General features: G+C 70.1%; 16 protein-coding genes. 9 read left to right on the top strand and 7 right to left on the bottom strand.

Annotated elements, in window-relative coordinates; translation table 11 throughout:
* The first annotated feature begins 7 nt into the window (after positions 1–7).
* Positions 8–2,305 carry an Orn/Lys/Arg family decarboxylase gene (locus KS03_RS21445; protein WP_012734936.1) on the top strand — a complete coding sequence of 766 codons (2,298 nt, stop codon included), beginning with the start codon at positions 8–10 and terminating at the stop codon, positions 2,303–2,305.
* Positions 2,306–2,394: 89 nt separating this feature from the next.
* Here the strand turns inward: KS03_RS21445 and KS03_RS21440 are convergent, their stop codons facing one another.
* Positions 2,395–3,171, bottom strand: a complete 777-nt coding sequence (locus KS03_RS21440) for an MBL fold metallo-hydrolase (RefSeq protein ID WP_012734935.1) — start codon at positions 3,169–3,171, stop codon at positions 2,395–2,397.
* Positions 3,172–3,248: 77 nt separating this feature from the next.
* Here KS03_RS21440 and KS03_RS21435 point away from each other — a divergent pair, with 77 nt between their 5' ends.
* Entirely contained in the window at positions 3,249–4,133 is an 885-nt protein-coding gene (locus KS03_RS21435; protein WP_012734934.1) for a LysR family transcriptional regulator, read from the top strand.
* Positions 4,134–4,286: 153 nt separating this feature from the next.
* Here KS03_RS21435 and KS03_RS21430 read toward each other — a convergent pair whose 3' ends face one another.
* Both KS03_RS21430 and KS03_RS21425 read right to left on the bottom strand, forming a co-directional pair.
* Complete coding sequence (locus tag KS03_RS21430) at positions 4,287–4,553, bottom strand: hypothetical protein (protein WP_012734933.1); 267 nt, start codon at positions 4,551–4,553, stop codon at positions 4,287–4,289.
* A gap of 193 nt (positions 4,554–4,746) precedes the next feature.
* Positions 4,747–5,829 (bottom strand): substrate-binding domain-containing protein, encoded by a 1,083-nt coding sequence (locus KS03_RS21425; RefSeq protein WP_012734932.1) that lies wholly within the window; start codon positions 5,827–5,829, stop codon positions 4,747–4,749.
* Positions 5,830–5,956: 127 nt separating this feature from the next.
* Here KS03_RS21425 and KS03_RS21420 point away from each other — a divergent pair, with 127 nt between their 5' ends.
* The 4 genes from KS03_RS21420 to KS03_RS21405 are packed head-to-tail and all read left to right on the top strand — an operon-like array spanning position 5,957 to position 11,248.
* Positions 5,957–6,445, top strand: coding sequence for an NAD(P)H-dependent oxidoreductase subunit E (locus tag KS03_RS21420; RefSeq protein ID WP_012734931.1), 489 nt, complete (start codon positions 5,957–5,959; stop codon positions 6,443–6,445).
* The gene (locus KS03_RS21415) at positions 6,442–8,016 is read left to right on the top strand and encodes a formate dehydrogenase beta subunit (RefSeq protein WP_012734930.1); all 1,575 of its coding nucleotides are present in this window, start codon (positions 6,442–6,444) and stop codon (positions 8,014–8,016) included. The genes KS03_RS21420 and KS03_RS21415 overlap by 4 nt, the downstream gene beginning before the upstream one ends.
* A gap of 12 nt (positions 8,017–8,028) precedes the next feature.
* Complete coding sequence (gene fdhF / locus KS03_RS21410; protein WP_012734929.1) at positions 8,029–10,983, top strand: formate dehydrogenase subunit alpha; 2,955 nt, start codon at positions 8,029–8,031, stop codon at positions 10,981–10,983.
* Between the two features lie 13 nt (positions 10,984–10,996).
* Complete coding sequence (locus KS03_RS21405; RefSeq protein WP_012734928.1) at positions 10,997–11,248, top strand: formate dehydrogenase subunit delta; 252 nt, start codon at positions 10,997–10,999, stop codon at positions 11,246–11,248.
* Between the two features lie 116 nt (positions 11,249–11,364).
* On the opposite strand, the gene KS03_RS21400 is transcribed toward KS03_RS21405, so the two are convergent.
* On the bottom strand, positions 11,365–13,038 hold the full coding sequence (locus tag KS03_RS21400; protein WP_012734927.1) for an FAD-dependent monooxygenase: 1,674 nt from the start codon (positions 13,036–13,038) through the stop codon (positions 11,365–11,367).
* A 139-nt stretch (positions 13,039–13,177) separates the two neighbouring features.
* Here KS03_RS21400 and KS03_RS33260 point away from each other — a divergent pair, with 139 nt between their 5' ends.
* Entirely contained in the window at positions 13,178–15,028 is a 1,851-nt protein-coding gene (locus tag KS03_RS33260) for a tetratricopeptide repeat protein (protein WP_012734926.1), read from the top strand.
* A gap of 183 nt (positions 15,029–15,211) precedes the next feature.
* Here KS03_RS33260 and tcuC read toward each other — a convergent pair whose 3' ends face one another.
* From tcuC to KS03_RS21380, 3 genes are all read right to left on the bottom strand, one after another.
* Complete coding sequence (gene tcuC, locus KS03_RS21390; protein ID WP_012734925.1) at positions 15,212–16,510, bottom strand: MFS transporter; 1,299 nt, start codon at positions 16,508–16,510, stop codon at positions 15,212–15,214.
* Positions 16,511–16,781: 271 nt separating this feature from the next.
* Complete coding sequence (locus tag KS03_RS21385) at positions 16,782–17,597, bottom strand: DUF2968 domain-containing protein (RefSeq protein ID WP_012734924.1); 816 nt, start codon at positions 17,595–17,597, stop codon at positions 16,782–16,784.
* Positions 17,598–17,733: 136 nt separating this feature from the next.
* The gene (locus tag KS03_RS21380) at positions 17,734–19,026 is read right to left on the bottom strand and encodes a gamma-glutamyl-gamma-aminobutyrate hydrolase family protein (protein ID WP_012734923.1); all 1,293 of its coding nucleotides are present in this window, start codon (positions 19,024–19,026) and stop codon (positions 17,734–17,736) included.
* A 269-nt stretch (positions 19,027–19,295) separates the two neighbouring features.
* On the opposite strand from KS03_RS21380, the gene KS03_RS21375 reads away from it, so the two are divergent.
* Both KS03_RS21375 and KS03_RS21370 read left to right on the top strand, forming a co-directional pair.
* A complete protein-coding gene (locus tag KS03_RS21375) occupies positions 19,296–20,672 on the top strand; it encodes an amidase (protein WP_012734922.1) in 1,377 nt (458 codons plus the stop codon).
* Between the two features lie 151 nt (positions 20,673–20,823).
* Positions 20,824–21,330: a disulfide bond formation protein B gene (locus tag KS03_RS21370; protein WP_012734921.1), complete on the top strand. Its 507-nt coding sequence runs from the start codon at positions 20,824–20,826 to the stop codon at positions 21,328–21,330.
* Positions 21,331–21,755: the final 425 nt, after the last annotated feature.

The raw sequence follows: 21,755 nt of genomic DNA, 5'->3' as shown, positions 1-21,755 counted from the left end.
CAATTTCATGAACCATCGCGACAACAAGCATTTCCCGATCCTCGTCATCGGTTTCGACAAGGAATCGATGAGCAAGCCCGGCGCCGAGGAGGTCCAAAAGATCGGCCGGTTGCTGAAAGACGGCTATGGCTACTCGATCCTCCACGAAACGACGCTGAAACCGGGCCTGCTGACGAAGGAGGCGGAAAGCACGCTCGGCTGCATCGTGATCGACGCCGATCTCTGCGGCGGCGAGCAGGACGGCCTGCACTACATCTCGCTGATCGAGGAAATCCGGCGCCACAACACCGGCGTGCCGATCATCCTCGCGGCCGAACGCGCCGTGATGACCGACCTGCCGATCGGCATCCTCGGCGAGGTGCGCGAATACGTCCATCTGGGCCAGGACACCTCGACCTTCATCGCCGGACGCATCGATTTCGCCGTGAAGCAGTACATGGATTCGCTGCTGCCGCCGTACTTCAAGGCGCTCAAGTCGTATGCCGAGGACCGCCCCTACTACTGGGACTGCCCCGGCCATCAGGGCGGGGTGGCCTACCTCAAGCATCCGGTCGGCCGCGAGTTCCTGCGCTTCTTCGGCGAAAACATCATGCGCGCCGATATCGGCATCGCGACGCCCGATCTCGGCAACTGGCTCGAACATCGCGGCGTGCCCGGCGAATCGGAACGCGAGGCGGCCCGCACCTTCGGTGCCGATGCCACCTATTACGTGGTCGGCGGCTCCTCGCAGTCGAATCAGATCGTCGGCCATGCGTTGCTGCGGCCCGACGAGATGGTGCTGGTCGACCGCAACTGCCACAAGTCGGTGAACCACGAGCTCACCATCACGGGCGCGCGGCCGATCTACTTCAAGCCGGCCCGCAACGGCTACGGGCTGATCGGGCTGATCCCGCCCGAGCAGTTCGAGGCGGCGGCGATTCGCGACGAGATCGCGACGAGCCCGATGCATCGAGAGGCGCGCGGCAAGGCGCCGGTCTACGCGGTGGTGACCAACTCCACCTACGACGGCCTGATCTACGACGTCGACCGCATCACGCGCCAACTGGCGGGATCGGTGCCACGCATCAAGTTCGACGAGGCCTGGTATGCCTACGCGAAATTCCATCCGCTCTACGCGGGCCGCTACGCAATGGGCGTGCCGGAAGACCTGCCCGAGCGGCCGACGCTGATCGCGGTGCAGTCCACGCACAAGATGCTCGCGGCGTTCTCGTCGGCCTCGATGATCCACATTCGCAACAGCGAACGCGCGCCGATCGATCACGACGTGTTCAACCAGTCGTTCATGATGCATGGCACGACCTCGCCGTTCTACCCGATCATCGCGTCGATCGACGTCGCCACCTCGATGATGAAGGGCGAATCGGGCAAGGCGCTGCTGCGCGACGCGATCAACGATGCCGTCGACTTCCGCAAGACGATGCTGACGATGGCCGCCAAGCTCGCGCAATCGGGCGACGACGGCTGGTGGTTCGGCGTCTGGCAGCCCACCGAGGTCCAGGTGGACGGCAAGCGCGTGCCGTTCCTCGACGTGCCCAACGCCACGCTCGAGCGCGATCCGACCTGCTGGTGGCTGCGTGCCAACGAGGCATGGCACGGCTTCGGCGAGATCGAGGACGGCTACGCGATGCTCGATCCGATCAAGGTGACGATCACCTGCCCCGGCATCGACGCGCTCGGCCGCGAGACGGATTTCGGCATTCCCGCGCCGATCGTCTCGCGCTTTCTCGGCACGCGCCGTACGATCCCGGCCCGCAACGGCGACTACAACCTCCTGATCCTCTATGCGCTCGGCTCGACGCAAGGCAAGTGGGGGACGCTGATCGAATCGCTGCTCGAATTCAAGCGCCTGCACGACACCGACGCGAGCCTCGCCACGGCGCTGCCCGAACTCGTCGCGCTGTCGCCGCGCTACCGCGACATGACGCTGCGCGAACTCTGCGCAGCGATCCACCAGAGCAAGCGCGAGCTGAAGATGACGCAGTTGTCCGACGCGGCCTGCACCGCCAAGGCCTCGCCCGTGATGTCGCCGGGCGAGGCGTATCAACGGCTCATCAGCGACGGTACCGAGAAGGTACGCGTGCGCGACATGGTGGGGCGGACCGTCGGCGTGATGGTCACGCCCTACCCTCCAGGCATCCCGGTCATCATGCCCGGCGAACGCGTCGCGCCCGACGCGCACGCCATCGTCGACTACCTGCTCGCCATGGAGCGGTTCAGCCGGCTGTTCCCTGGGTTCGAATCGGAACTGCAAGGCGTCGATGTCGACGACGAAGGCAACTACTGGGTGCGCTGCCTGAAGCCATGAGGCCGTGAAGCCATGAGGCCGTGACGGACGAGGCACGCGGGCCGCGGCGGCCGCATGCGCCGCGGCGCTGCCGTCGTCCTTCACGCGCGTCACCATTCGATCCGCAATGGCAGGCCGCGTTCGAGCGCGGTCAGCCGCCCGCCGGCCCCGAGCTTCGCGAAGCTGTCCTCGAGCTGGGCATGCGTTTCCTTCAAATGGGCCCAGCCTTCGTTGTGGACCGCGACCAGCGCGGCGTCGGGGAACGCGCTGGCCGCCTCGAGCGCGTCCTCGCTGCCCATCGTCATGTGAAAACGTCCGCGCGGCTCCGCGGCACCGGTATAGAGCACCACCACGCGCGGCGCGAACCGCGCCGCCACCTCGGCCGTGCCGTGATACCAAACCGTGTCGCCCGTCACGTAGAGCAGGTCGCCTGGCTGTTCGATGCCGAGCGCGAAGCCGACCACGTCGCCCGAATACGGCTCGATGCCGACCGGGCCGTGGCGCGCCGGCGTGGCCGTCACCAGCAGGCGCTGGCCGCCGCGCGTGTCGAGCGTGCAGGTCTCGAACGGCGCGAGGCCGCGCGCATTGCCGCCGAGGCGCCCGGCCCCGGCCTGCGTCGTCAGCACCGTCGGCACGCCGGGCAACATCGCACGGCCCGCGTGATCGAGGTTGTCGAAATGGTGGTCGTGGCTCAGCAGCACCGCGTCGAGTGCGCCGATCGCCTCGACCGGCAGGGCCGGCCCCGAGGTCTTTTCAAACCGCACGGGCGTTTCCTGGTAAAGCCCGGGGGGGTCGAAGGTCGGATCGGTCAGTAGTCGCACGCCGTCGAATTCGATCAATACGGTCGGGCCGCCGATCAGCGTCAGGCAGAGGTTCGAAATCGTCATCGCAATGTTCCGGTTGGCTATCGAGGACCTCATGCTAGGCTGCACGGCAATGTTCGAAAATTCCCCAATTTCACACAATGACTGATCAAATTCGCACAGTTCTCGACTGGGAGGACCTGCGCGTATTCGTGGCGCTGGCACGGCACGGCAGCCTGTCGGCGGCGGCCCGAGCGCTGTCGGTCTCGCACGCCACGATCTCGCGGCGAATCCAGTCGCTCGAACACGCGCTCGGCGAGCGGCTGGTCGAGCGCCGTCCCGACGGCTACGTGCTGACGCCGGCCGGCACCCGCGCGCTGGCAGGCGCGAGCGAGATGGAAACGGCGGCCGAACGGCTGAGCCGCGGCGGCCGCGACGACAGCCCACGCGGTCTGGTCAGGCTCAACGCGCCGCCCAGCCTGGTGCAGCACTTCCTGATCGCGCGGCTCGCGACGCTTGTCGCGCGGCATCCGTCGCTCGACATCGACGTGGCGTCGGACTTCCGCGCGGTCAGCCTGGATCGCCGCGAGGCCGACATCGCGCTACGCTTCGGGCGCCCCGGCGACGGTGACGTGATCGCGAAATCGGTGGCGACGCCGGGCTACGGGTTCTACGCGACGCCGCAATGGGCCAGCCGGCTCGCGGCGGGCGAGGCGCCGGTGTTCGTCGGCTTCGACGAGGCCAACGCGCATCTGCCCGAAGCGGTCTGGCTCGCGCGGCATTTTCCGCAGGCGCGGGTTGCCATCCGCGGCGGCAGCCAGCTCGCGCAGGCCGCTGCCGCGCGGGCCGGCGCCGGCGTCGCGCTGCTGCTGAACTTCATCGGCCGCTGCGACGCGGCACTCGTGCCCTGCGCGCTCGGCCAGACGCCGCCGCCCCGGGAACTGTGGCTGCTGACGCGGCGCGACGGCCGCAAGGACCTGCCGACACGGACCGTCGTCGATTTCCTCGTTCAGGCCTTCGCCGACGAACACGATCATCTGGCGTGAACCGGCCGCGGGATCGCTATGGCGGAATCAGGCGGCAGGCGTGCCGCACGCGGGAGACGCGAGCCGGTGGAGGGAGCCTCGGCGCCATGAGGGCAAGACACGGGCACGGCCCCTGCAGGGGAAACCAGGGGCCCGCCCGCTAGCGGCCAACGCTTACCGGTCTTGCGGGCACTGCAGGTTGCAGCCGTTCGGGTCGCCCAGATCGCCCTTTCTGCGCGCCTCCGAGCGCCTGCCGGTCTGGTATTTCTTCGACGGTGCCGATGCGGCGAACTGCATCTGCGGATGCTCGTTGAACTTGAACTGATCGGTCAGGATACCGCCCGGCACGCCGGGCGAATTCTGCGCGAACGAGACCGAGGCGACCGTGGACAGCAGGCCGGCCGTCATGGCGACAGCGGCGAGATTGACGAGGGGTTTCATGAAGTCGGGCACCGGCTTGCGACGCGGTGGCAGGTAAGGTTGGCTGAGCGAAAAGCGTAGCGCAAATGACCGCCACGTGCAGCGATCTGGACACCCGCGCCGCGTTACCGGCCATTTCCTGGGCCGCATGGCCAGGGCCGCGCAAGCCGAATCTGGTTGCGGCCCGGCAGCGTGGTCGGCCAAACGCGCCGCGTCAGGCCGCGGTCGCCCCCGCCAGCCCGTCGGCGACCGACAGCAGCGTGCCGCAGGCGCCCGGATCGTAGCCGTCGAGCCGCGCGACGGTGTCGCGATACGGCGTCCCGCGCAGCAGCGTGAGCGCGCCGGCCAGCGGCGCCTCGCCGAGCCGGTGGCGGTCGCAGGCAAAATAGTAGTCCTCGTCCACCACCGGAATGAACGCCAGCCCGAAGTGATGCGCGGCCGGCTCGACGCCGAAGCCCAGATCCGCCATCCCGCTCGCCACGAAGGCCGCGATCGCGGAATGCGTCAGCTCGGCCGAGGCATAACCGTTGATCGCCTCGGGATCGATGCCGATCTCGCGCAGGGCCAGGTCGAGCAGCATCCGCGTGCCCGAGCCGGGCTGGCGATTGACGAAGCGCACGTCGTCGCGCGCCAGATCGGCGAGCCCCACCACGCCCTTCGGATTGCCGCGCGGGATGAACAGGCCCTGTTTGCGCCGCGTCAGGTGGATCAGCACGTGGCGCGTGTCGTCGAGCCACGGCCGGTAGATCTGCGCGCAGTTCTCGCGGAACGTGCCATGCGGCAGGTGAAAGCCGGCCAGATCGCACTCGCCGCGCGCGAGCGCCATAACCGCCTCGACGCTCTCGCGGTACTTGATGTCCACCTGCGCGTGCCCGTCGACCAGCGCCGACACCAGCGCCGCGACCGCATAGCCGTGCGAGGCGTGGATCCGCAGCGCGCCGGGATGCTGGATCAGGCGCCGGTTCAGTTCGCTCGCGACCTCGGCGGCCAAGGCCCGCAGGTTGCCGCCCAGGCGCTCGCCGACCAGGCGCTGCGCACCGACCACGGCCACGCCGAGCTCGGACAGCGAAGTGCCCTTGCCGCGCGCGGTCTCGATCAGCGCGCCGCCCACGCAGGCTTCCAGCGCGCGCAGCAGGCCCCAGGCATGACGGTAGGACAAGCCCTTGGCCTCGGCGGCCTGAGCGATACTGCCCGTCGTCGCGACCAGATCCAGCAGCGGCACCACGTCCGACAGGCTGGCCGTGCGCCCTTCGCTGTCGCGCACGATCAGATGTGCGTCGCATTCGACTCGAATCATTTATGCAACCTCATTTCTTATTGCGACCTGGATTCTAACGGCTTATCGTCTTCTGCACTCGATCAAACAACAGCGTCGATGCCGGGATATATGAAACCCCGAGCATATAGACCTGGAGGAGCTCAGGATGTCCCCATCCCCCGTTTCAGCGGACGCGCTCGTCTCGCGGCATGTACGCGCCGGCCGATCGCTCGTGGCAATTCTGCACGCCATTCAGGATGAAGCCGGCTACGTGCCCGAGGGCTGCGTGCCGCCGCTCGCGAAAGCGCTGAACCTGTCACGCGCCGAAGTGCATGGCGTGCTCACCTACTACCACCATTTCCGGACCACGCCGCCCGCGCGCGTGACGATCCAGCTGTGCCGCGCCGAAGCCTGCCGCAGCCTCGGCGGCGAGGCGCTGGTCGAGCACGCGCAGGCGCGCACCGGCTGCCGAATCGACGCCGGGCACAACGGCGACGTCGCGCTCGAATCGGTGTACTGCCTCGGCTTCTGCGCGCAGTCGCCATCCGCGATGATCAACGGCGAGCCGCATGCGCGCCTGAGCCCGGCGCGCTTCGACGCGCTGCTCGCCGCAGCCGTGGCCGACACCGCCGCCGACCTGAAGGAGCCCGTATGAGCCAGTCCGCCGTCCGCATCCATGTGCCACGCGACTCGGCCGCGCTGGCGGTCGGCGCCGAGGCGCTGGCCCGCGCGATCACGGCCGAAGCCGCCGCGCGCGGCGTGCCCATCGACCTCGTGCGCAATGGCTCGCGCGGCCTGCTGTGGCTCGAGCCGCTCGTCGAGATCACCACGCCGGCCGGCCGCATCGGTTACGCGAACCTGTCGGCTGACGACGTCGGCGCGCTGTTCGACGCAGGCTGGCTCGAGGGCGGCGAGCACCCGTCGCGCGTCGGCCTCGTCGACGAGCTGCCCTGGCTCAAGCGCCAGCAGCGCCTGACCTTTGCGCGGATCGGCATCACCGACCCGCTGTCGATCGACGACTATCTCGCGCACGGCGGCCTCGACGGCCTGAAGCGCGCGCTCACGCTCGACGGCGCCGCAGCCTGCGAGGAACTGATCGAATCGGGCCTGCGCGGGCGCGGCGGCGCCGCGTTCCCGGCCGGCATCAAATGGCGTACGGTGCGCCAGGCGCAAGCCACGCAGAAATACGTGGTCTGCAATGCCGACGAGGGGGATTCGGGCACGTTCTCGGATCGCCTGATCATGGAAAGCGATCCGTATTGCCTGATCGAAGGGATGATCATCGCCGGCGTGGTGACCGGCGCAACGCGCGGCCATATCTATGTGCGCAGCGAGTACCCGCATGCGATCGCGGCCCTGAACGAGGCGATCGCGCGGGCGCGCGCGGCCGGCTGGCTCGGCGAGAGCGTGCTCGGCTCGGGGCTCGGGTTCGAACTCGAAGTGGCGAAAGGCGCCGGCGCCTACGTGTGCGGCGAGGAAACCGCGCTGCTCGAATCGCTCGAGGGCAAGCGCGGCGTGGTGCGCGCCAAGCCGCCGCTGCCGGCCCTCGAAGGCCTGCACGGCCAGCCGACCGTGATCAACAACGTGATTACGCTGGCCACCGCGCCGATCATCTTCGCGCGCGGCGCCGCGTTCTATCGCGACTACGGCATGGGTCGCTCGCGCGGCACGCTGCCGTTCCAGCTGGCCGGCAACATCCGCCAGGGCGGCCTCGTCGAGCTCGCGTTCGGCGTGACGCTGCGCGAGCTGCTGTTCGAGTTCGGCGGCGGCACGGCCAGCGGCCGCCCGGCACGCGCCGCGCAGGTGGGCGGCCCGCTCGGCACCTACCTGCCCGAGAGCCAGTGGGACATCCCGCTCGACTATGAAGCCTATGCGGCCGTCGGCGCGGTGGTCGGGCACGGCGGCATCGTGCTGCACGACGACACCTCGAACCTGGCCGAGCTGGCCGAGTATGCGATGCAGTTCTGTGTCCTCGAATCGTGCGGCAAATGCACGCCATGCCGGATCGGCTCGACGCGCGGCGTCGAGACCATCGCGCGAATCCGCGGCGGCGACACGTCCGAGAAGCAGGTCCACCTGCTGCGCGACCTCTGCGACACGATGATGGCCGGCTCGCTCTGCGCGATGGGCGGGATGACGCCGTACCCGGTGCTGTCCGCGCTCGATCATTTTCCGGAAGATTTCGGCCTCGCCGGTGCCCCCGTGGCGTCGAAAGCCGCGGCCTGACAGGAGACCACGATGTCCACCCAAGCATTCGACAGCAGCGCGCCAGCCGGGGGCTGCGGCTCCGGCAATTGTGCCTGCAAGAGCGCCGCGCAGGCGCGCCGCGATCCGTTCGACGAAACCGACTACGGCACGCCGTTCCGCCATTCGGATAGCGAGGTCACGCTCGAGATCGACGGCCGGGCCGTGACGGTGCCGGCCGGCACCTCGGTGATGCGCGCCTCGATCGAGGCCGGCGTGAACGTGCCGAAGCTCTGCGCGACCGACTCGCTGGAGCCGTTCGGCTCGTGCCGGCTCTGCCTCGTCGAGATCGAGGGGCGGCGCGGCACGCCGGCCTCCTGCACCACGCCCGTGGAAGCCGGCATGAAGGTACGCACCCAGAGCGACCGATTGCAGAAGCTGCGCCGCAACGTGATGGAGCTCTACATCTCGGATCATCCGCTCGACTGCCTGACCTGCCCCGCCAACGGCGACTGCGAGCTGCAGGACATGGCCGGCGTGGTGGGGCTGCGCGAGGTGCGCTACGGCTTCGGCGGCGACAACCACCTGCAGGCGGAGAAGGACGAATCGAACCCGTACTTCAGCTACGATCCGTCGAAGTGCATCGTCTGCAACCGCTGCGTGCGCGCCTGCGAGGAAACCCAGGGCACCTTCGCGCTGACGATCGCCGGGCGCGGCTTCGAATCGCGCGTCGCGGCCGGCGAAAGCGGCACCTTCATGGAATCGGAATGCGTGTCGTGCGGGGCCTGCGTGGCCGCCTGCCCCACCGCGACGCTGCAGGAGAAGAGCGTCACGTTGCTCGGCCAGGCCGAGCACTCGGTCATCACCACCTGCGCCTACTGCGGCGTCGGCTGCTCGTTCAAGGCCGAGATGAAGGGCTCGCAGGTGGTGCGCATGACGCCGCACAAGAACGGCCTCGCCAACGAGGGCCATGCCTGCGTGAAGGGCCGCTTCGCCTGGGGCTACGCAACCCACAAGGATCGCATCACCAAGCCGATGATCCGCGAGAAGATCACCGACCCGTGGCGCGAGGTGAGCTGGGACGAGGCGATCGGCTACGCCGCCTCGCGCTTTCGCCAGCTGCAGCAGCAATACGGCCGCGATTCGATCGGCGGCATCACCTCGTCGCGCTGCACCAACGAGGAAACCTACCTGGTGCAGAAGCTGGTACGCGCCGCATTCGGCAACAACAACGTCGATACCTGCGCACGCGTGTGCCACTCCCCGACCGGCTATGGCCTCAAGACGACGCTCGGCGAATCGGCCGGCACGCAGACCTTCGCCTCGATCTCGAAGTCCGACGTGATCGTCGTGATCGGCGCGAACCCCACCGACGGCCACCCGGTGTTCGGCTCGCGCCTGAAGCGGCGCGTGCGCGAGGGCGCCAAGCTGGTGGTGATCGATCCGCGCCGCATCGACATCGTCGACGGCGCGCACGTGAAGGCCGTCCACCACCTGCAACTGCGGCCGGGCACCAACGTCGCCATGATCAACTCGCTCGCGCATGTGATCGTCACCGAAGGCCTGCTCGACGAGGCCTACATCGCCGAGCGCTGCGAGGCGCGCGCGTTCGAGCAATGGCGCGAGTTCGCCGCGCGCGAGGAGAACTCGCCCGAAACCAACGAGGCCATCACCGGCGTACCGGCCGACCAGGTGCGTCGGGCCGCGCGGCTCTACGCGACGGGCGGCAACGCGGCGATCTACTACGGGCTCGGCGTGACCGAGCACGCGCAGGGCTCGACGATGGTGATGGGCATCGCCAACCTCGCGATGGCCACCGGCAACGTGGGCCGCGAGGGCGTGGGCGTCAATCCGCTGCGCGGCCAGAACAACGTGCAGGGCTCGTGCGACATGGGCTCGTTCCCGCACGAGCTGCCCGGCTACCGCCACATCGGCGACGCCACGGTGCGCGCGCAGTTCGAGGCGGCCTGGTCGGCGACGCTGCAGCCCGAGCCGGGCCTGCGGATTCCGAACATGTTCGACGCGGCGCTGGACGGCAGCTTCAAGGGCCTCTACTGCCAGGGCGAGGACATCGTGCAGTCGGACCCGAACACGCAGCACGTGGCGGCCGCGCTGTCGTCGATGGAATGCATCGTGGTGCAGGACATCTTCCTCAACGAGACCGCGAAATACGCGCACGTGCTGCTGCCGGGCTCGACCTTCCTCGAGAAGGACGGCACCTTCACCAACGCGGAGCGCCGCATCTCGCGGGTGCGCCGCGTGATGCCGCCGCTCGCCGGCTACGCGGACTGGGAAGTGACGCTGCTGCTCGCGCGCGCGCTCGGCTACGAAATGCACTACACGCATCCGTCCGAGATCATGGACGAGATCGCCGCGCTCACGCCGACCTTCTCGGGCGTCTCGTACGCGAAGCTCGACCAGCTCGGCAGCATCCAGTGGCCGTGCAACGACGACGCGCCGGAAGGCACCCCGACCATGCACGTCGACAGCTTCGTGCGCGGCAAGGGCCGCTTCGTGATCACGCAGTTCGTGGCGTCGCCGGAGAAGGTCAACGCGCGCTACCCGCTGATCCTGACCACCGGGCGCATCCTCTCGCAGTACAACGTCGGCGCGCAGACGCGGCGCACCGAGAATGTCCGCTGGCATGACGAGGACCGCCTCGAGATTCATCCGCACGATGCCGAGGAGCGCGGCATCGGCACCGGCGATTGGGTCGGCATCGAATCGCGCGCGGGGCAGACCGTGCTGCGCGCGCTGGTTTCCGACCGGATGCAGCCGGGCGTGGTCTACACCACGTTCCACTTCCCCGAATCGGGCGCGAACGTGATCACGACCGACAGCTCGGACTGGGCCACCAACTGCCCCGAGTACAAGGTCACGGCCGTGCAGGTGCTGCCCGTCACGCAACACTCGGAATGGCAGCGCCAGTATTCTCGGTTCAACGCCGAGCAGAACGAGCTGCTGCGGCAGCGCGAAGCCGCGGTGCTGCCGGTCGGCTCGGGCAAGTGAGGACGAGGACACGATGAAAGTCGATCACCTGATCACGATGGCGAATCAGATCGGCACGTTCTTCGGATCGATGCCGGACCACGACGAAGCGGTAAACGGCATCGCCGACCACATCCGGCGCTTCTGGGAACCGCGCATGCGCCGCACGCTGCTCGCGGCGCTCGACGGCGACGACCCGGCGGGCCACGCCCTGCTGCCGGTCGTACGCGAGGCGCTGCTCACGCACCGCACGGCACTCGAGCCGATGGCCTCGCCAGCCCACTGAGGAGCGCCTACCTGGACCACGGGCTGCCGGCGAAGCGGCCGCCGGCAGCGGCCCACTGCCGGCACTCTCGCCGGCGCCCGCATGTCCATACCGCCCTCGCGCCGTCGCAAACGCCGTCAGGCATGCCGGTTCACGGTCGCGAACCACGCCTCGCAATGCCGCAGCAGCGCGTTCGCGTCGGACCCGGGACGCCCGCGCGCGGCGATATACCCATCCGGACGCAACAGATAGAAGCTCGGCCGCGTATGGCCATAGGCGTCGCCAAGCGGCGGCGCGCCCGGCTCGTCGGCATCCGTCACGCGCCAGTGCCGGATCGCGCCCGGCATCAGGCGGTCGAGCGCGGCCGCCAGTTCACGGGCATCCCGGTCGCCCTCGGCCGCCTGCCCGGGCGCCTCGATCGTCAATAGCGTGAAATGCGCGGGATCATGCAGATCGAACAGGCGCGCGACGCCGGGCGCTTGCCCGAGCGGCCCGTCATGGACGCGCAGCAGCGCGTCGGGCGCGCGCTCGCCGGCGCGCGGGCCGCCGTCGAGCACGCGTTCGAGCGTCAACGGACTCTTGCGGTACTGCACCGCGAGCTCGCTGACCGAGCGGCGCAGCGCGTCGCGCACCGGCCCGAGTGAGGCGAGCACCGGCACCAGATGCTCGCGCAGCAGCTTCAGCGGGCCGCGATCGGCCTCGACGACCTGCGTGATGAAGTTCGTCTGGCGCAGCACGTCGCGCTCGATCGGGTGGCGCTCGACGTGATAGCTGTCGAGCAGACGCGCGGGCGCGCCGGCCTTCAGCACGCGCGCGAGCTTCCAGCCGAGATTGAACGCCTCCTGAATGCCCGTGTTCATTCCCTGCGCGCCGGCCGGGCTGTGGACATGGGCCGCGTCGCCCGCGAACAGCACGCGGCCGAGGCGCAACTGCTCGACCATGCGGTTGCTCAGATGGAAATACGAGGACCAGGCGAGCTCGTCGATTGCGAGTTCCGCGTCGACGCGGGTGCGCACGATCTCGCGGCAGGTCTCGAGCGTGGGCGCGGCAACGGCATGGGGGGCCGCGCCCGCGCCTGGCGCCGCGGCTTCACCGGCGTTGCGCTTGCCGCTGCCGGGCGGCCGGTCCGCCACGAGCCGATAGCGGCCGGCGCCGAGCGGCAGCATCGCGGCGAGTCCGTCGTGCGTGGCGAACAGGTGGATCTCGTCGTCGGGCCAGTCCGGCGCGGCGCAGAAATCGGCCAGCAGGAAGGTCTGTTCGAACGCCTGCCCGACAAAGCCGGCGCCGAGCTGGTGACGCACCGTGCTGTGCGCGCCGTCGGCGGCGATCAGGTAGGGCGGCTCGACCGGCTCCTCGCGCCCATCGCCGTGGCGCAGCGAAACGCGCGTCGTATCACCCTCCTGGCGGCAGTGCGTGAGCGTGACGGAACGTTCGATCATGACGCCCCGCTCGGCCAGCTGCTCGGTGAGGATCCGCTCCGTATCGGTCTGGTCGAGCAGCAGCAGATATGGATAGCGCGTCTGCAGCGGATCGAAATCGAGCGCGGCGATTCGCCGTCCGCCCGAATGCAGGTGAGCGAGGCGCGCGCGATGCCCAAGCGCGAGAAACGGCTCGACGATGCGATGCTGCTCGAACAGCTCGAGCGTGCGCGCCTGAATGCCGATCGCGCGTGAAAAGCGGCCCGGCCGCGGCGCGGCATCGATGATCCGCACGGGAACCTGGGCACGCGCGAGCGACAGTGCAGCAGCAAGCCCGGTCGGCCCGGCGCCGACCACCAGCACCGGCGCGAGATCGAGAGGAACGGCGAGCATGGCGACCTCCACGAGACACAACGGCTTTCAGTCTACGCCGGCCGCTGCGTCCGGACCATATGACGAACGGCCGACCCGTAGACGGCCGGACCGGCGCCGCGGTTATGGGAAAATGCCGCTTTACCGTCAGTCTTGCGTCATGGAAACCGTTTTCGATCGCGCGTTCGCGGCGCACCGCGCGGGACGCCTCGCCGATGCCGAGCGCGACTACCGCGCCGCGCTCGCGGCCAACCCCGCCGATGCCGACGCGCTGCATCTGTTCGGCGTGCTGCGCCATCAGCAAGGGCACAACCACGAGGCGGCCGAGCTGGTCGGCCGCGCCGTCGAGTTGCGCCCGAACGACGCCGCGCTGCAGCTCAATCTCGGCAACACGCTGAAGGCGCTCGGCCGGCTCGACGACGCGATCGTGCGGTTCCGCAACGCGCTCTCGCTCGCGCCCGATTTCCCGCTCGCGCACTACAACCTCGGCAACGCCTACGCGGCGCAGGCGCGCCACGAGGACGCCGCGGCCGCGTTCGAGCGCGCGCTGCGGCTCACGCCCGGCGACGCATCGATCCACAACAACCTCGGCAACGCGTTGAACGCGCTCGGCCGGCATGACGACGCGCTCGCCGCGTTCCGTCGCGCGCTCGAACTGCGCCCGGGCCACGCCGGCGCGCACAACAATCTCGGCATGGCGCTCTCGGCGCTCGGCCGCGTCGACGAGGCGATCGATCATTTCCGCGCCGCGCTCGCCGCCGAGCCGCGCTTCGTGGCCGCCCACTTCAACCTCGGCAACACGCTCGACGCGGTGGGCCGCCACGCCGAAGCCATCCACGCGTTCGAGCGGGCGCTGGCGCTGCATCCGGCCTTGCCGGTCGCGCTGCTCGGGCTCGGCAACGCGCTCGCCGCGCTGGGCCGCCACGCCGAGGCGCGCGCGCGCTACGAGCGCGCGATCGGCCTCGACCCGTCGCTCGTGCCCGGCTGGCTGAACCTCGGCACCGCGCACCATGCGCTAGGCGCGCACGAACTGGCGCTGCGCGCGTTCGACCAGGCGCTGCGGCTGGCGCCCGACCATACGCTGGCGCGCATGCACCGCGCGGTCACGCTGCTCACACTCGGCGATTTCGCGCGCGGCCTGCCCGACTACGAGGCGCGGCACGCGCTGCCCGGCGCGCCCGACGCGGGCGGCCTGCCGGTATGGCGCGGCGAGCCGATCGCGTCACGCACGCTGTTCGTGCACGCCGAGCAGGGCTTCGGCGATACGCTGCAGTTCGCGCGCTTCGTGCCGCTCGCGCGCGCGCGCTGCGCACGGCTCGTGTTCGAAGTGCAGCCGGAGTTGCTCTCGCTCATGGCACCGCTCGCGAAGAGCTGGCGCGTGTCGGTGGTCGCGGCCGGCGCGTCGGCCCGCGCGCGGCAGGATGCCGATCTCGGCTGCGCGCTGCTGAGCCTGCCCTACGCGCTCGGCATCGGTTTCGGCGAAATCCCCTCGCGCACCCCCTATCTGGCCGTGCCGGACGCTGCGCGGCGACGCTTTCGCGGCTCGCTCGGCGGCCAATCCAAGCGCAAGCTCGGCATCGTCTGGTCGGGCCGGCAGCAGGTGCAGGAGAATCGCGCGGTGCCGCTCGCCGCGCTCGCGCCGCTGTTCGCTACCGCCGGCATCGATTGGATCGTGCTGCAGCCGAACCTGTCGGAAGCCGATCGCGCCGCGCTCGGTGCGCATCCGCAGCGCGCACGCATCCACACCGTGGACGGTCTCGACGAGTTCGCGTCCACCGCGGCGCTGATCGACCGGCTCGACGGCGTGGTGTCGATCGACACCGCCGTCGCGCATCTGGCCGGCGCGCTCGGCAAGCCGCTCTGGCTGATGCTCGCGTTCGCCGCCGACTGGCGCTGGTTCACGGGCAGCGACAGCCCCTGGTACCCGCGCGCCGAGCTGTTCCGCCAGCCGGCGCCCGGCGCTTGGGATGCGGTGGTCGCGGCCGTGGCCCGGCGCGTTGCGGCCGCCTAGTTCCGGCCGGCTGGTTCCGGCCAGAACGCACCGCCAGCCCCAGGCAGCCGCTCGACTCGCGCGATCGGGTCAGGCCTTCCCCTGCACGCGCGCGACGGGCAACCTCGCCGCCCGTCTCGAAACGAAAAGGGAGCGCTGCGGCGCCCCCTGTTCCACATGCCCTCACGGCACACCGCGGCGCCCTCAGACCCCCTTGTACTGCCGGCGCGCCTCCGGCGTGCGGTACAGCACCAGCGTCGCGATCAGCCCGCAGATCGCCGCCACGCCGAGCCAGAGCCCAGGCGCCGCCTTGTTGTGGGTCTCGTGGATCAGCAGCGTCGAGATCGCCGGCGTGAAGCCGCCGATCGTCGTGGCGAGACTGTAGGCGAGCGAGAAGCCGGCGGTGCGCACGTCGGCCGGCATCACCTCGGTCAGCGCGACCACCATCGCGCCGTTGTACGAGCCGTACAGGAACGACAGCCACAGCTCCACGGTCAGCAGGCGCGCGAACGACGGCTCGGCCACCAGCCACTGCACGGCCGGATAGGCGGTCAGCAGCGTCAGCACGGTGAAGGTGATCAGCACCGGCCGGCGGCCGATGCGGTCCGACACGCTGCCCGACAGCGGCAGCCAGAACAGGTTCGACAGGCCGACGCAGACCGTCACGACGAGCGCGTCGACAGCCGACAAGTGCAGTTCTTCCTTGCCGAAGGTCGGCGTGTAGGCCGTGATCATGTAGAACGACACGGTGGTCATGATCACCATGCCCATCCCGGCCAGCACGACGCCCCAGTTCTGCACCATCGACCGCATGATCTCGCCCATGCTCGGACGGTGGCGCTTGGCGAGAAACTCGTCGGTTTCCCTCAGCGAGCGGCGGATCAGGAACAGGAACGGCACGATCAGGCAGCCGATCAGGAACGGCACGCGCCAGCCCCAGGCCGTCATCTGCTCGACCGGCAGCGCGCTGTGCAGCAGCACTCCCACCAGCGCCGCGAACACCACCGCCACCTGCTGGCTGCCCGACTGCCACGACGTATAGAAGCCCTTGTTGCCCTTCGTCGCGATCTCCGACAGGTAGACCGACACGCCGCCCAGCTCGACCCCGGCCGAAAAGCCCTGCAACAGCCGCCCGAGCAGCACGATGATCGGCGCGACCACGCCGATGGTCGCGTAGCCGGGCACGGTCGCGACCGCCAGCGTGCCGAGCGCCATCAGGCTCAGCGTGAGGATCAGCCCCTTGCGGCGGCCGTGGTGGTCGATGTACGCGCCGAGCACGATCGCGCCGATCGGGCGCACCAGGAAGCCGGCGCCGAACACCGACAGCGACAGCATCAGCGAGGCGAACGCGTCGCCGTTCGGAAAGTAGGTCTTGGCGATCGCCGAGGCGTAATAGCCGTAGACCATGAAATCGTACATTTCCAGGAAGTTGCCGCTGACCACGCGGAATACGGAGCGGGCCTTGGATTCCTGAGTGGCGTGCGTGTGAGTCGCAGTTGACATGATTGATCTCGATAGAGCGTGGGCCGTGCGCCGTCGCGATGCGACCGAAGCTGGCACGGCGGCCGAATGCGGTAGCGGACCGGCACCGCGCCGCGCGGCGGGCGTCGCCGCGCGGCCGGCCGGCATCCCGCGACTGTACCGCAGTGTCGCGCAAAACGCCGCAGTGGAGTATGCGGGGAAGTGATGAGGGGCGCGGTAAAGCTTTCGTAATGCTTACGAAACAGGTGGCTCGTGGCGCGTGTGAAACCGGATCGTCAGCCTCACCGCTGCGTCACGGCGCGTCCGGCCCGAGCCCGTTCTCTTGCTGCAGCCGCTGCACGCGACGCTGCAGTTCGTGCAGTTGGGCCGCCGCAGCGCGCTGCTCGACCGCGAGCGCCCGGGCCTGATCCTGCGCCGCCCGCTGCCGCGCCTCGATCTGCGCCTGCTGCTCGCGGGCGATCTCGAGATCGGCGCGCAGGCGCTTCGCCCGATCCTCGGACAGGCCGATCACGCGTTCGAGAAACTGCTTCTGGGCGGCCAGCTCGGTACGTCGCAGCTCGATGTCGGACAGCTGGACCGTCTGGTCGACGAAGTTCTGGTAGATCATCTCCGCGCGCGGGCGCTCCTGAGACTTGACCACGCGCCAGAAGTGCTTGTCCTGGAACAGCGCGACGTAATAGGTCATTTCTCGTGGATAGAACAACAGGCTCGCGCCGTAGCTGCCGTTGTAGGTCGTGCGCAGCTCCGTCAGCTGGTGATCACGCAGCATCCCCATCAGCTCGGCCACGCTGCCCTGCGCGTCGTCGGCGGCAAGCGGCGAGGTCCCGCCCGGGCCGGCGCCCTCGCCGGGCGTCAGCGTGGTGACGTCGGGACGCGTGCCGGCCACGGGCGGCACGGAATCGGGCAGCGGCGCCATATCGGCGGCGGCCGGGCGATCGGCCGCGGGCCGGGGCGGCGCCGGCGGCACGGTGGCCCCAGCGGGGGCGGCGCCGGCCGTCACGCCGGCTTCGGCGGCCGGCGCATGGACGCCGCAGATCGCGAACGCGGCCAGCGCGGCGCCCGGCAGCGCCTGTCCGATGAAGCGGGCAATTCTGCTGCGCGTGCTCAAGCTGAAGCTCCTAAATGACGAGAGAGAACGCGCGATTATCGCCCAAATCGCGTGCCGGCCGCCCGCGAATGCGGGTCGGCCGGCAGATTGCCGCAGTGGAACCCGGCAAGGCGGCATGCCGCCACGCGCTACGCCGTTACAGCCGCGTCTCGCGCGCGGCGCGCAGGAAAGTGTCGAGCAACGGCGTGCAGTCGAGCAGCTCGGCGCCGCCCGCGCGATGAAACTCCGGATGCCACTGCACGCCCACCACGAACGGCGCGCGGCGATAGCGAATGCTCTCGATGATGCCGTCCTCGGCCGACACGGCCTCGATGTTCAGGTCGCGGCCGAGATCGCGGATCGCCTGGTGGTGAATCGAGTTGACGATCGCCTCGCGGCGGCCCGGGAACATGTTCGCGAGCGTCGAGTTGTCGGGAAAGCGAATCGCGTGACGGTGCTGGTCGTAATGCTCGCTGACATGGACGCCGGCCGTCGGCACGTCGGTGGCGATGTCCTGGTAGAGCGACCCGCCGAACGCCACGTTGATCAGCTGGCAGCCGCGGCAGACGCCGAGCACCGGTTTGCCGGACTCGACGAACTCGTGCAGCAGCTCGAGCTCGTACATGTCGCGCACGCGGTCTCCCGGCCATTCGGGGCGCGCGTCCGACACCGCGTAGGTCTGCGGCGAGACGTCGGCCCCGCCCTGCAGCAGCAGCCCGTCCAGGTGCTTGGCGTAATCGCGCAGCCGGATGTTGCTCGGGTGCAGCATGCCCTGGTGGCCGACGGTCGGGATCATGAACACGAGCACGTCGCGCGACATCACCCAGTGCGCGATCGATTCCTCGAGGTACTGCAGGGTCTTGCCGCGCAGGCCGCTCGCGCCGGGCTCGGGATGGAAGATCCGGGCCGAGACGCCGATGCGCAGCGTGCGCTGCGTGATCCGCTGGCCGGCGCGGTCGAACAGCCGCCGCGCGCGCGCGGCGACGATGCGGCCGAACACCGACCACGGCGTGTCGCTGCGCTTCAGGTAGGCGGGCGGGGCCGGCTGCGCCGAGGCAGGCGGCGGGCGGGTGGTTTCGAAATCGGGAGCGGCGCCGAAACCCGGCGGCGGCGAGCCGGCGCGGGCCTGGCCGGCAGCGGCCGATACCGCAGCGGCCGCGCCCGCCACGGCGGCAATCCCGGCGATATCGGCGGCCGGCTGGACGGCGCCGCCCGACGCCGCTGCGGCGGACGTTTCGGGCAAGGTGGCTGCGAGCGGGTCGGCGGGTACGAAGGCCGGTTCGACGGCCACGTCCTGCGCTGCCGGAACCTGCGCAGCGAACACGGCCGGAGACAGCGGCGGCGGCTCGGGCGCAGGCGTGGAGGCCGCAATCGAATCGACCATGTCGGTGGCCGTGGTGGAATCCGGATGAGCGCCGGAAGACGGGGCAGGAGGCTTTTTTTCGCTCATGACGATGGCTGGCGCGTCTGTCACGCGAATGTTCGACGAAGATTCATTATCCGTCAGTAAAGGATCAGCGGCAAACCGGCTCACATTCCGCAACATTGTTGCAACGGCCGGCGGAACCTCCTCCCGCCCGCGCGAAGCGGGCCGGAGCGCGGGCTGGACGCCCGCGATCGATCCCCCTACCATCGACAGCCTGCGAGCCGGCACGCCGCGCAAGCCACGCGACGCCAGCCGACGCCCCACCCTTCGCCTGCTCTCGCCCCGACGCCGCCATGACCGCTTTCGCCCCCTTCCCCCCGCTCGCCACGCTGGCCGCCGATCTCGCGGCCGGCCGCACGACCAGCCGCGCGCTCGTCGACGCCGCGCTCGACCGCATCGCGGCGCCCGACGGCCAGGGTGCGGTCGCGTTCACCGCCGTCGACGCCGACGCGGCCCGCGCGACGGCCGACGCGCACGACCGCCTGCGCGCGGCCGGCACGGTGCTGTCGCCGCTGGCCGGCATCCCGGTGTCGGTCAAGGACCTGTTCGACATCGCCGGCCAGGTCACGCGGGCCGGCTCGCGCGCGCTCGCCGACGCGCCGCCGGCGGCGGCCGACGCGCCGGCGGTGGCACGGCTGCGCCGGGCCGGCGCGGTGCTGGTCGGGCGCACCAACATGAGCGAATTCGCGTTCTCCGGGCTCGGCCTGAACCCGCACTACGGCACGCCGCGCTCGCCTTACCGGCGCGCGGTGGCGGGCGACGCGCGCGTGGCCGGCGGCTCATCGTCGGGTGCCGCCGTTTCGGTGGCCGACGGCATGGCGGCCGCCGCACTCGGCACCGACACCGGCGGCTCGCTGCGGATTCCGGCCGCGCTGTGCGGGCTGACCGGCTTCAAGCCGACTGCGAGCCGGGTGCCGAAGGACGGCGGCGTACCGCTATCGTCGACGCTCGACTCGTTCGGCCCGATCGGCGTGTCGGTGGCCTGCTGCGCGCTGGTGGACCGGATTCTGGCCGGGCTCGCGCCGCGCGTGCCGGCCATGCGGCCGCTCGAAGGCGTGCGGCTCGGCGTGCTCGATCACTATGTGACGGACGGCATGGACGCCGAGGTGACGGCGGCGTTCAGCGCCGCGCTCGAACGTCTGGCGGCGGCCGGCGCAATCCTGTCCGACCTGCGCTTCGCCCCGCTCGAGCGGCTCGACGATATCAACCGCTTCGGCTTCTCGCCGATCGAGGCCTACGCCTGGCACCGGCCCTTGCTCGAGCGCCGCCGCGACACCTACGATCCGCGCGTGCTGGCGCGCATCATGAAGGGCCAGCCCGCCACGGCTGCCGATTATCTCGATCTGCTCGCCGCCCGCGCGGCCATGCTCGACGAGGCCGAGCGCACGCTCTGGCCGAGCGTGGACGCGGTGCTCGCGCCGACCGTGCCGGTGGTGCCGCCGCGCCTGGCCGAACTCGAACGCGACGACGACGCGTTCGCGCGCACCAACGCGCTGATCCTGCGCAATCCGAGCGCGTTCAACTTCCTCGACGCCTGCGCGCTGTCGGTACCATGCCATCAGCGCGACGGCGCACCGGTCGGCCTGATGATCGCGGCCGCGCCCCATCGCGACGACACGCTGCTCGCCATCGGCCAGTCGATCGAGGCGGTGCTCGCGACGAGCCGCTGACCGGCCCGCGGCGCGCGGCAGTTGCCGGCCATCCGCCGCACGGCGCGGCGCCTGCCACCCGGCGAGCGCCGGCCCGGTTGGCCGACGTGCGCGAAGTCGCCGCCGGGTTCGCGCTAAAATCCGACGACTCCATTTTCGGGACCGACCACCGATGAACGACTTCTCGCTGTCGCCGCGCCACGAGCGCCGCCTCCTGACGCTGCTCGGCGTCGTCTGCGTCGGCCTGCTGGCCGGGGCCATGTACCTGCAGCTCGCGAAGGGCGAGGACCCGTGCCCGCTCTGCATCATCCAGCGCTATTTCTTCGCGCTGATCGCGATCTTCGCGTTTCTCGGCACCGGCCTGCGCAGCCGCCGCAGCCTGGCCGTGATCGAACTGCTGATCGTGATCTCGGCGCTCGGCGGCGCCGCCGCCGCCGCGCGCCACCTGCAGGTCCAGCTGCACCCGGGCTTCAGCTGCGGGTTCGACGCCCTGCAGCCGATCGTCGACAGCCTGCCGCCCGCGCAGTGGCTACCGAGCGTGTTCAAGGTCGGCGGCCTCTGCGAGACCGTCTATCCGCCGATCCTCGGCATCCTGCTGCCGGGCTGGGCGCTGATCGGTTTCGTGCTGATCGCCGTGCTGGTCGGCGCGAGCCTGCTGCGCAAGCGCCGCCCGATCTGAGCCCGACCGCGGCAGGCTTTCCGCCGCGCGGCGGGGCGCGCCTGGCGCCGCATCGCCTGCGCGCCCCGCCGCCCGTCCTTCCTCCGCCGCGCGCCGCCGCGGTCTCGCGCGGCAGCCACCCCCGAGCCCCGGCGCGCCGCGCGGCAGCCGGCTTACCGCACCGCCGCCAGGGCCCGTCCGGCGGCTCGGCCCGCGCCGTCGCCGACGCTTTCGCGCGCGTCGTACTACGATCGACATGATCGCCACCGAATAGCCCGCATCAGTCCGGATAAATATTTCCGGAAATTGACGGTGCTATCTTGAAAAACGGATGGCGATCTACGTGCGCGACGGGCCGGTTGGCCCTGCGTAACGCGCGCCCGATCCGCAATGTCCTGTTGGTTGAACCATGACAACGCAAACCATCCGTATCCGCCCCCGTGGCG

Source organism: Burkholderia glumae LMG 2196 = ATCC 33617, from assembly GCF_000960995.1.
Taxonomy (GTDB): domain Bacteria; phylum Pseudomonadota; class Gammaproteobacteria; order Burkholderiales; family Burkholderiaceae; genus Burkholderia; species Burkholderia glumae.
This window is presented reverse-complemented; position numbering and strand designations above follow the sequence as displayed.

Excerpts from the sequence above, each read along its gene's own strand:
- KS03_RS21445 (WP_012734936.1), top strand. The coding sequence starts at position 8 with ATGAACCATCGCGACAACAAGCATTTCCCGATCCTCGTCATCGGTTTC.
- KS03_RS21440 (WP_012734935.1), bottom strand. The coding sequence starts at position 3,171 with ATGACGATTTCGAACCTCTGCCTGACGCTGATCGGCGGCCCGACCGTA.
- KS03_RS21435 (WP_012734934.1), top strand. The coding sequence starts at position 3,249 with ATGACTGATCAAATTCGCACAGTTCTCGACTGGGAGGACCTGCGCGTA.
- KS03_RS21430 (WP_012734933.1), bottom strand. The coding sequence starts at position 4,553 with ATGAAACCCCTCGTCAATCTCGCCGCTGTCGCCATGACGGCCGGCCTG.
- KS03_RS21425 (WP_012734932.1), bottom strand. The coding sequence starts at position 5,829 with ATGATTCGAGTCGAATGCGACGCACATCTGATCGTGCGCGACAGCGAA.
- KS03_RS21420 (WP_012734931.1), top strand. The coding sequence starts at position 5,957 with ATGTCCCCATCCCCCGTTTCAGCGGACGCGCTCGTCTCGCGGCATGTA.
- KS03_RS21415 (WP_012734930.1), top strand. The coding sequence starts at position 6,442 with ATGAGCCAGTCCGCCGTCCGCATCCATGTGCCACGCGACTCGGCCGCG.
- fdhF (WP_012734929.1), top strand. The coding sequence starts at position 8,029 with ATGTCCACCCAAGCATTCGACAGCAGCGCGCCAGCCGGGGGCTGCGGC.
- KS03_RS21405 (WP_012734928.1), top strand. The coding sequence starts at position 10,997 with ATGAAAGTCGATCACCTGATCACGATGGCGAATCAGATCGGCACGTTC.
- KS03_RS21400 (WP_012734927.1), bottom strand. The coding sequence starts at position 13,038 with ATGCTCGCCGTTCCTCTCGATCTCGCGCCGGTGCTGGTGGTCGGCGCC.
- KS03_RS33260 (WP_012734926.1), top strand. The coding sequence starts at position 13,178 with ATGGAAACCGTTTTCGATCGCGCGTTCGCGGCGCACCGCGCGGGACGC.
- tcuC (WP_012734925.1), bottom strand. The coding sequence starts at position 16,510 with ATGTCAACTGCGACTCACACGCACGCCACTCAGGAATCCAAGGCCCGC.
- KS03_RS21380 (WP_012734923.1), bottom strand. The coding sequence starts at position 19,026 with ATGAGCGAAAAAAAGCCTCCTGCCCCGTCTTCCGGCGCTCATCCGGAT.
- KS03_RS21375 (WP_012734922.1), top strand. The coding sequence starts at position 19,296 with ATGACCGCTTTCGCCCCCTTCCCCCCGCTCGCCACGCTGGCCGCCGAT.
- KS03_RS21370 (WP_012734921.1), top strand. The coding sequence starts at position 20,824 with ATGAACGACTTCTCGCTGTCGCCGCGCCACGAGCGCCGCCTCCTGACG.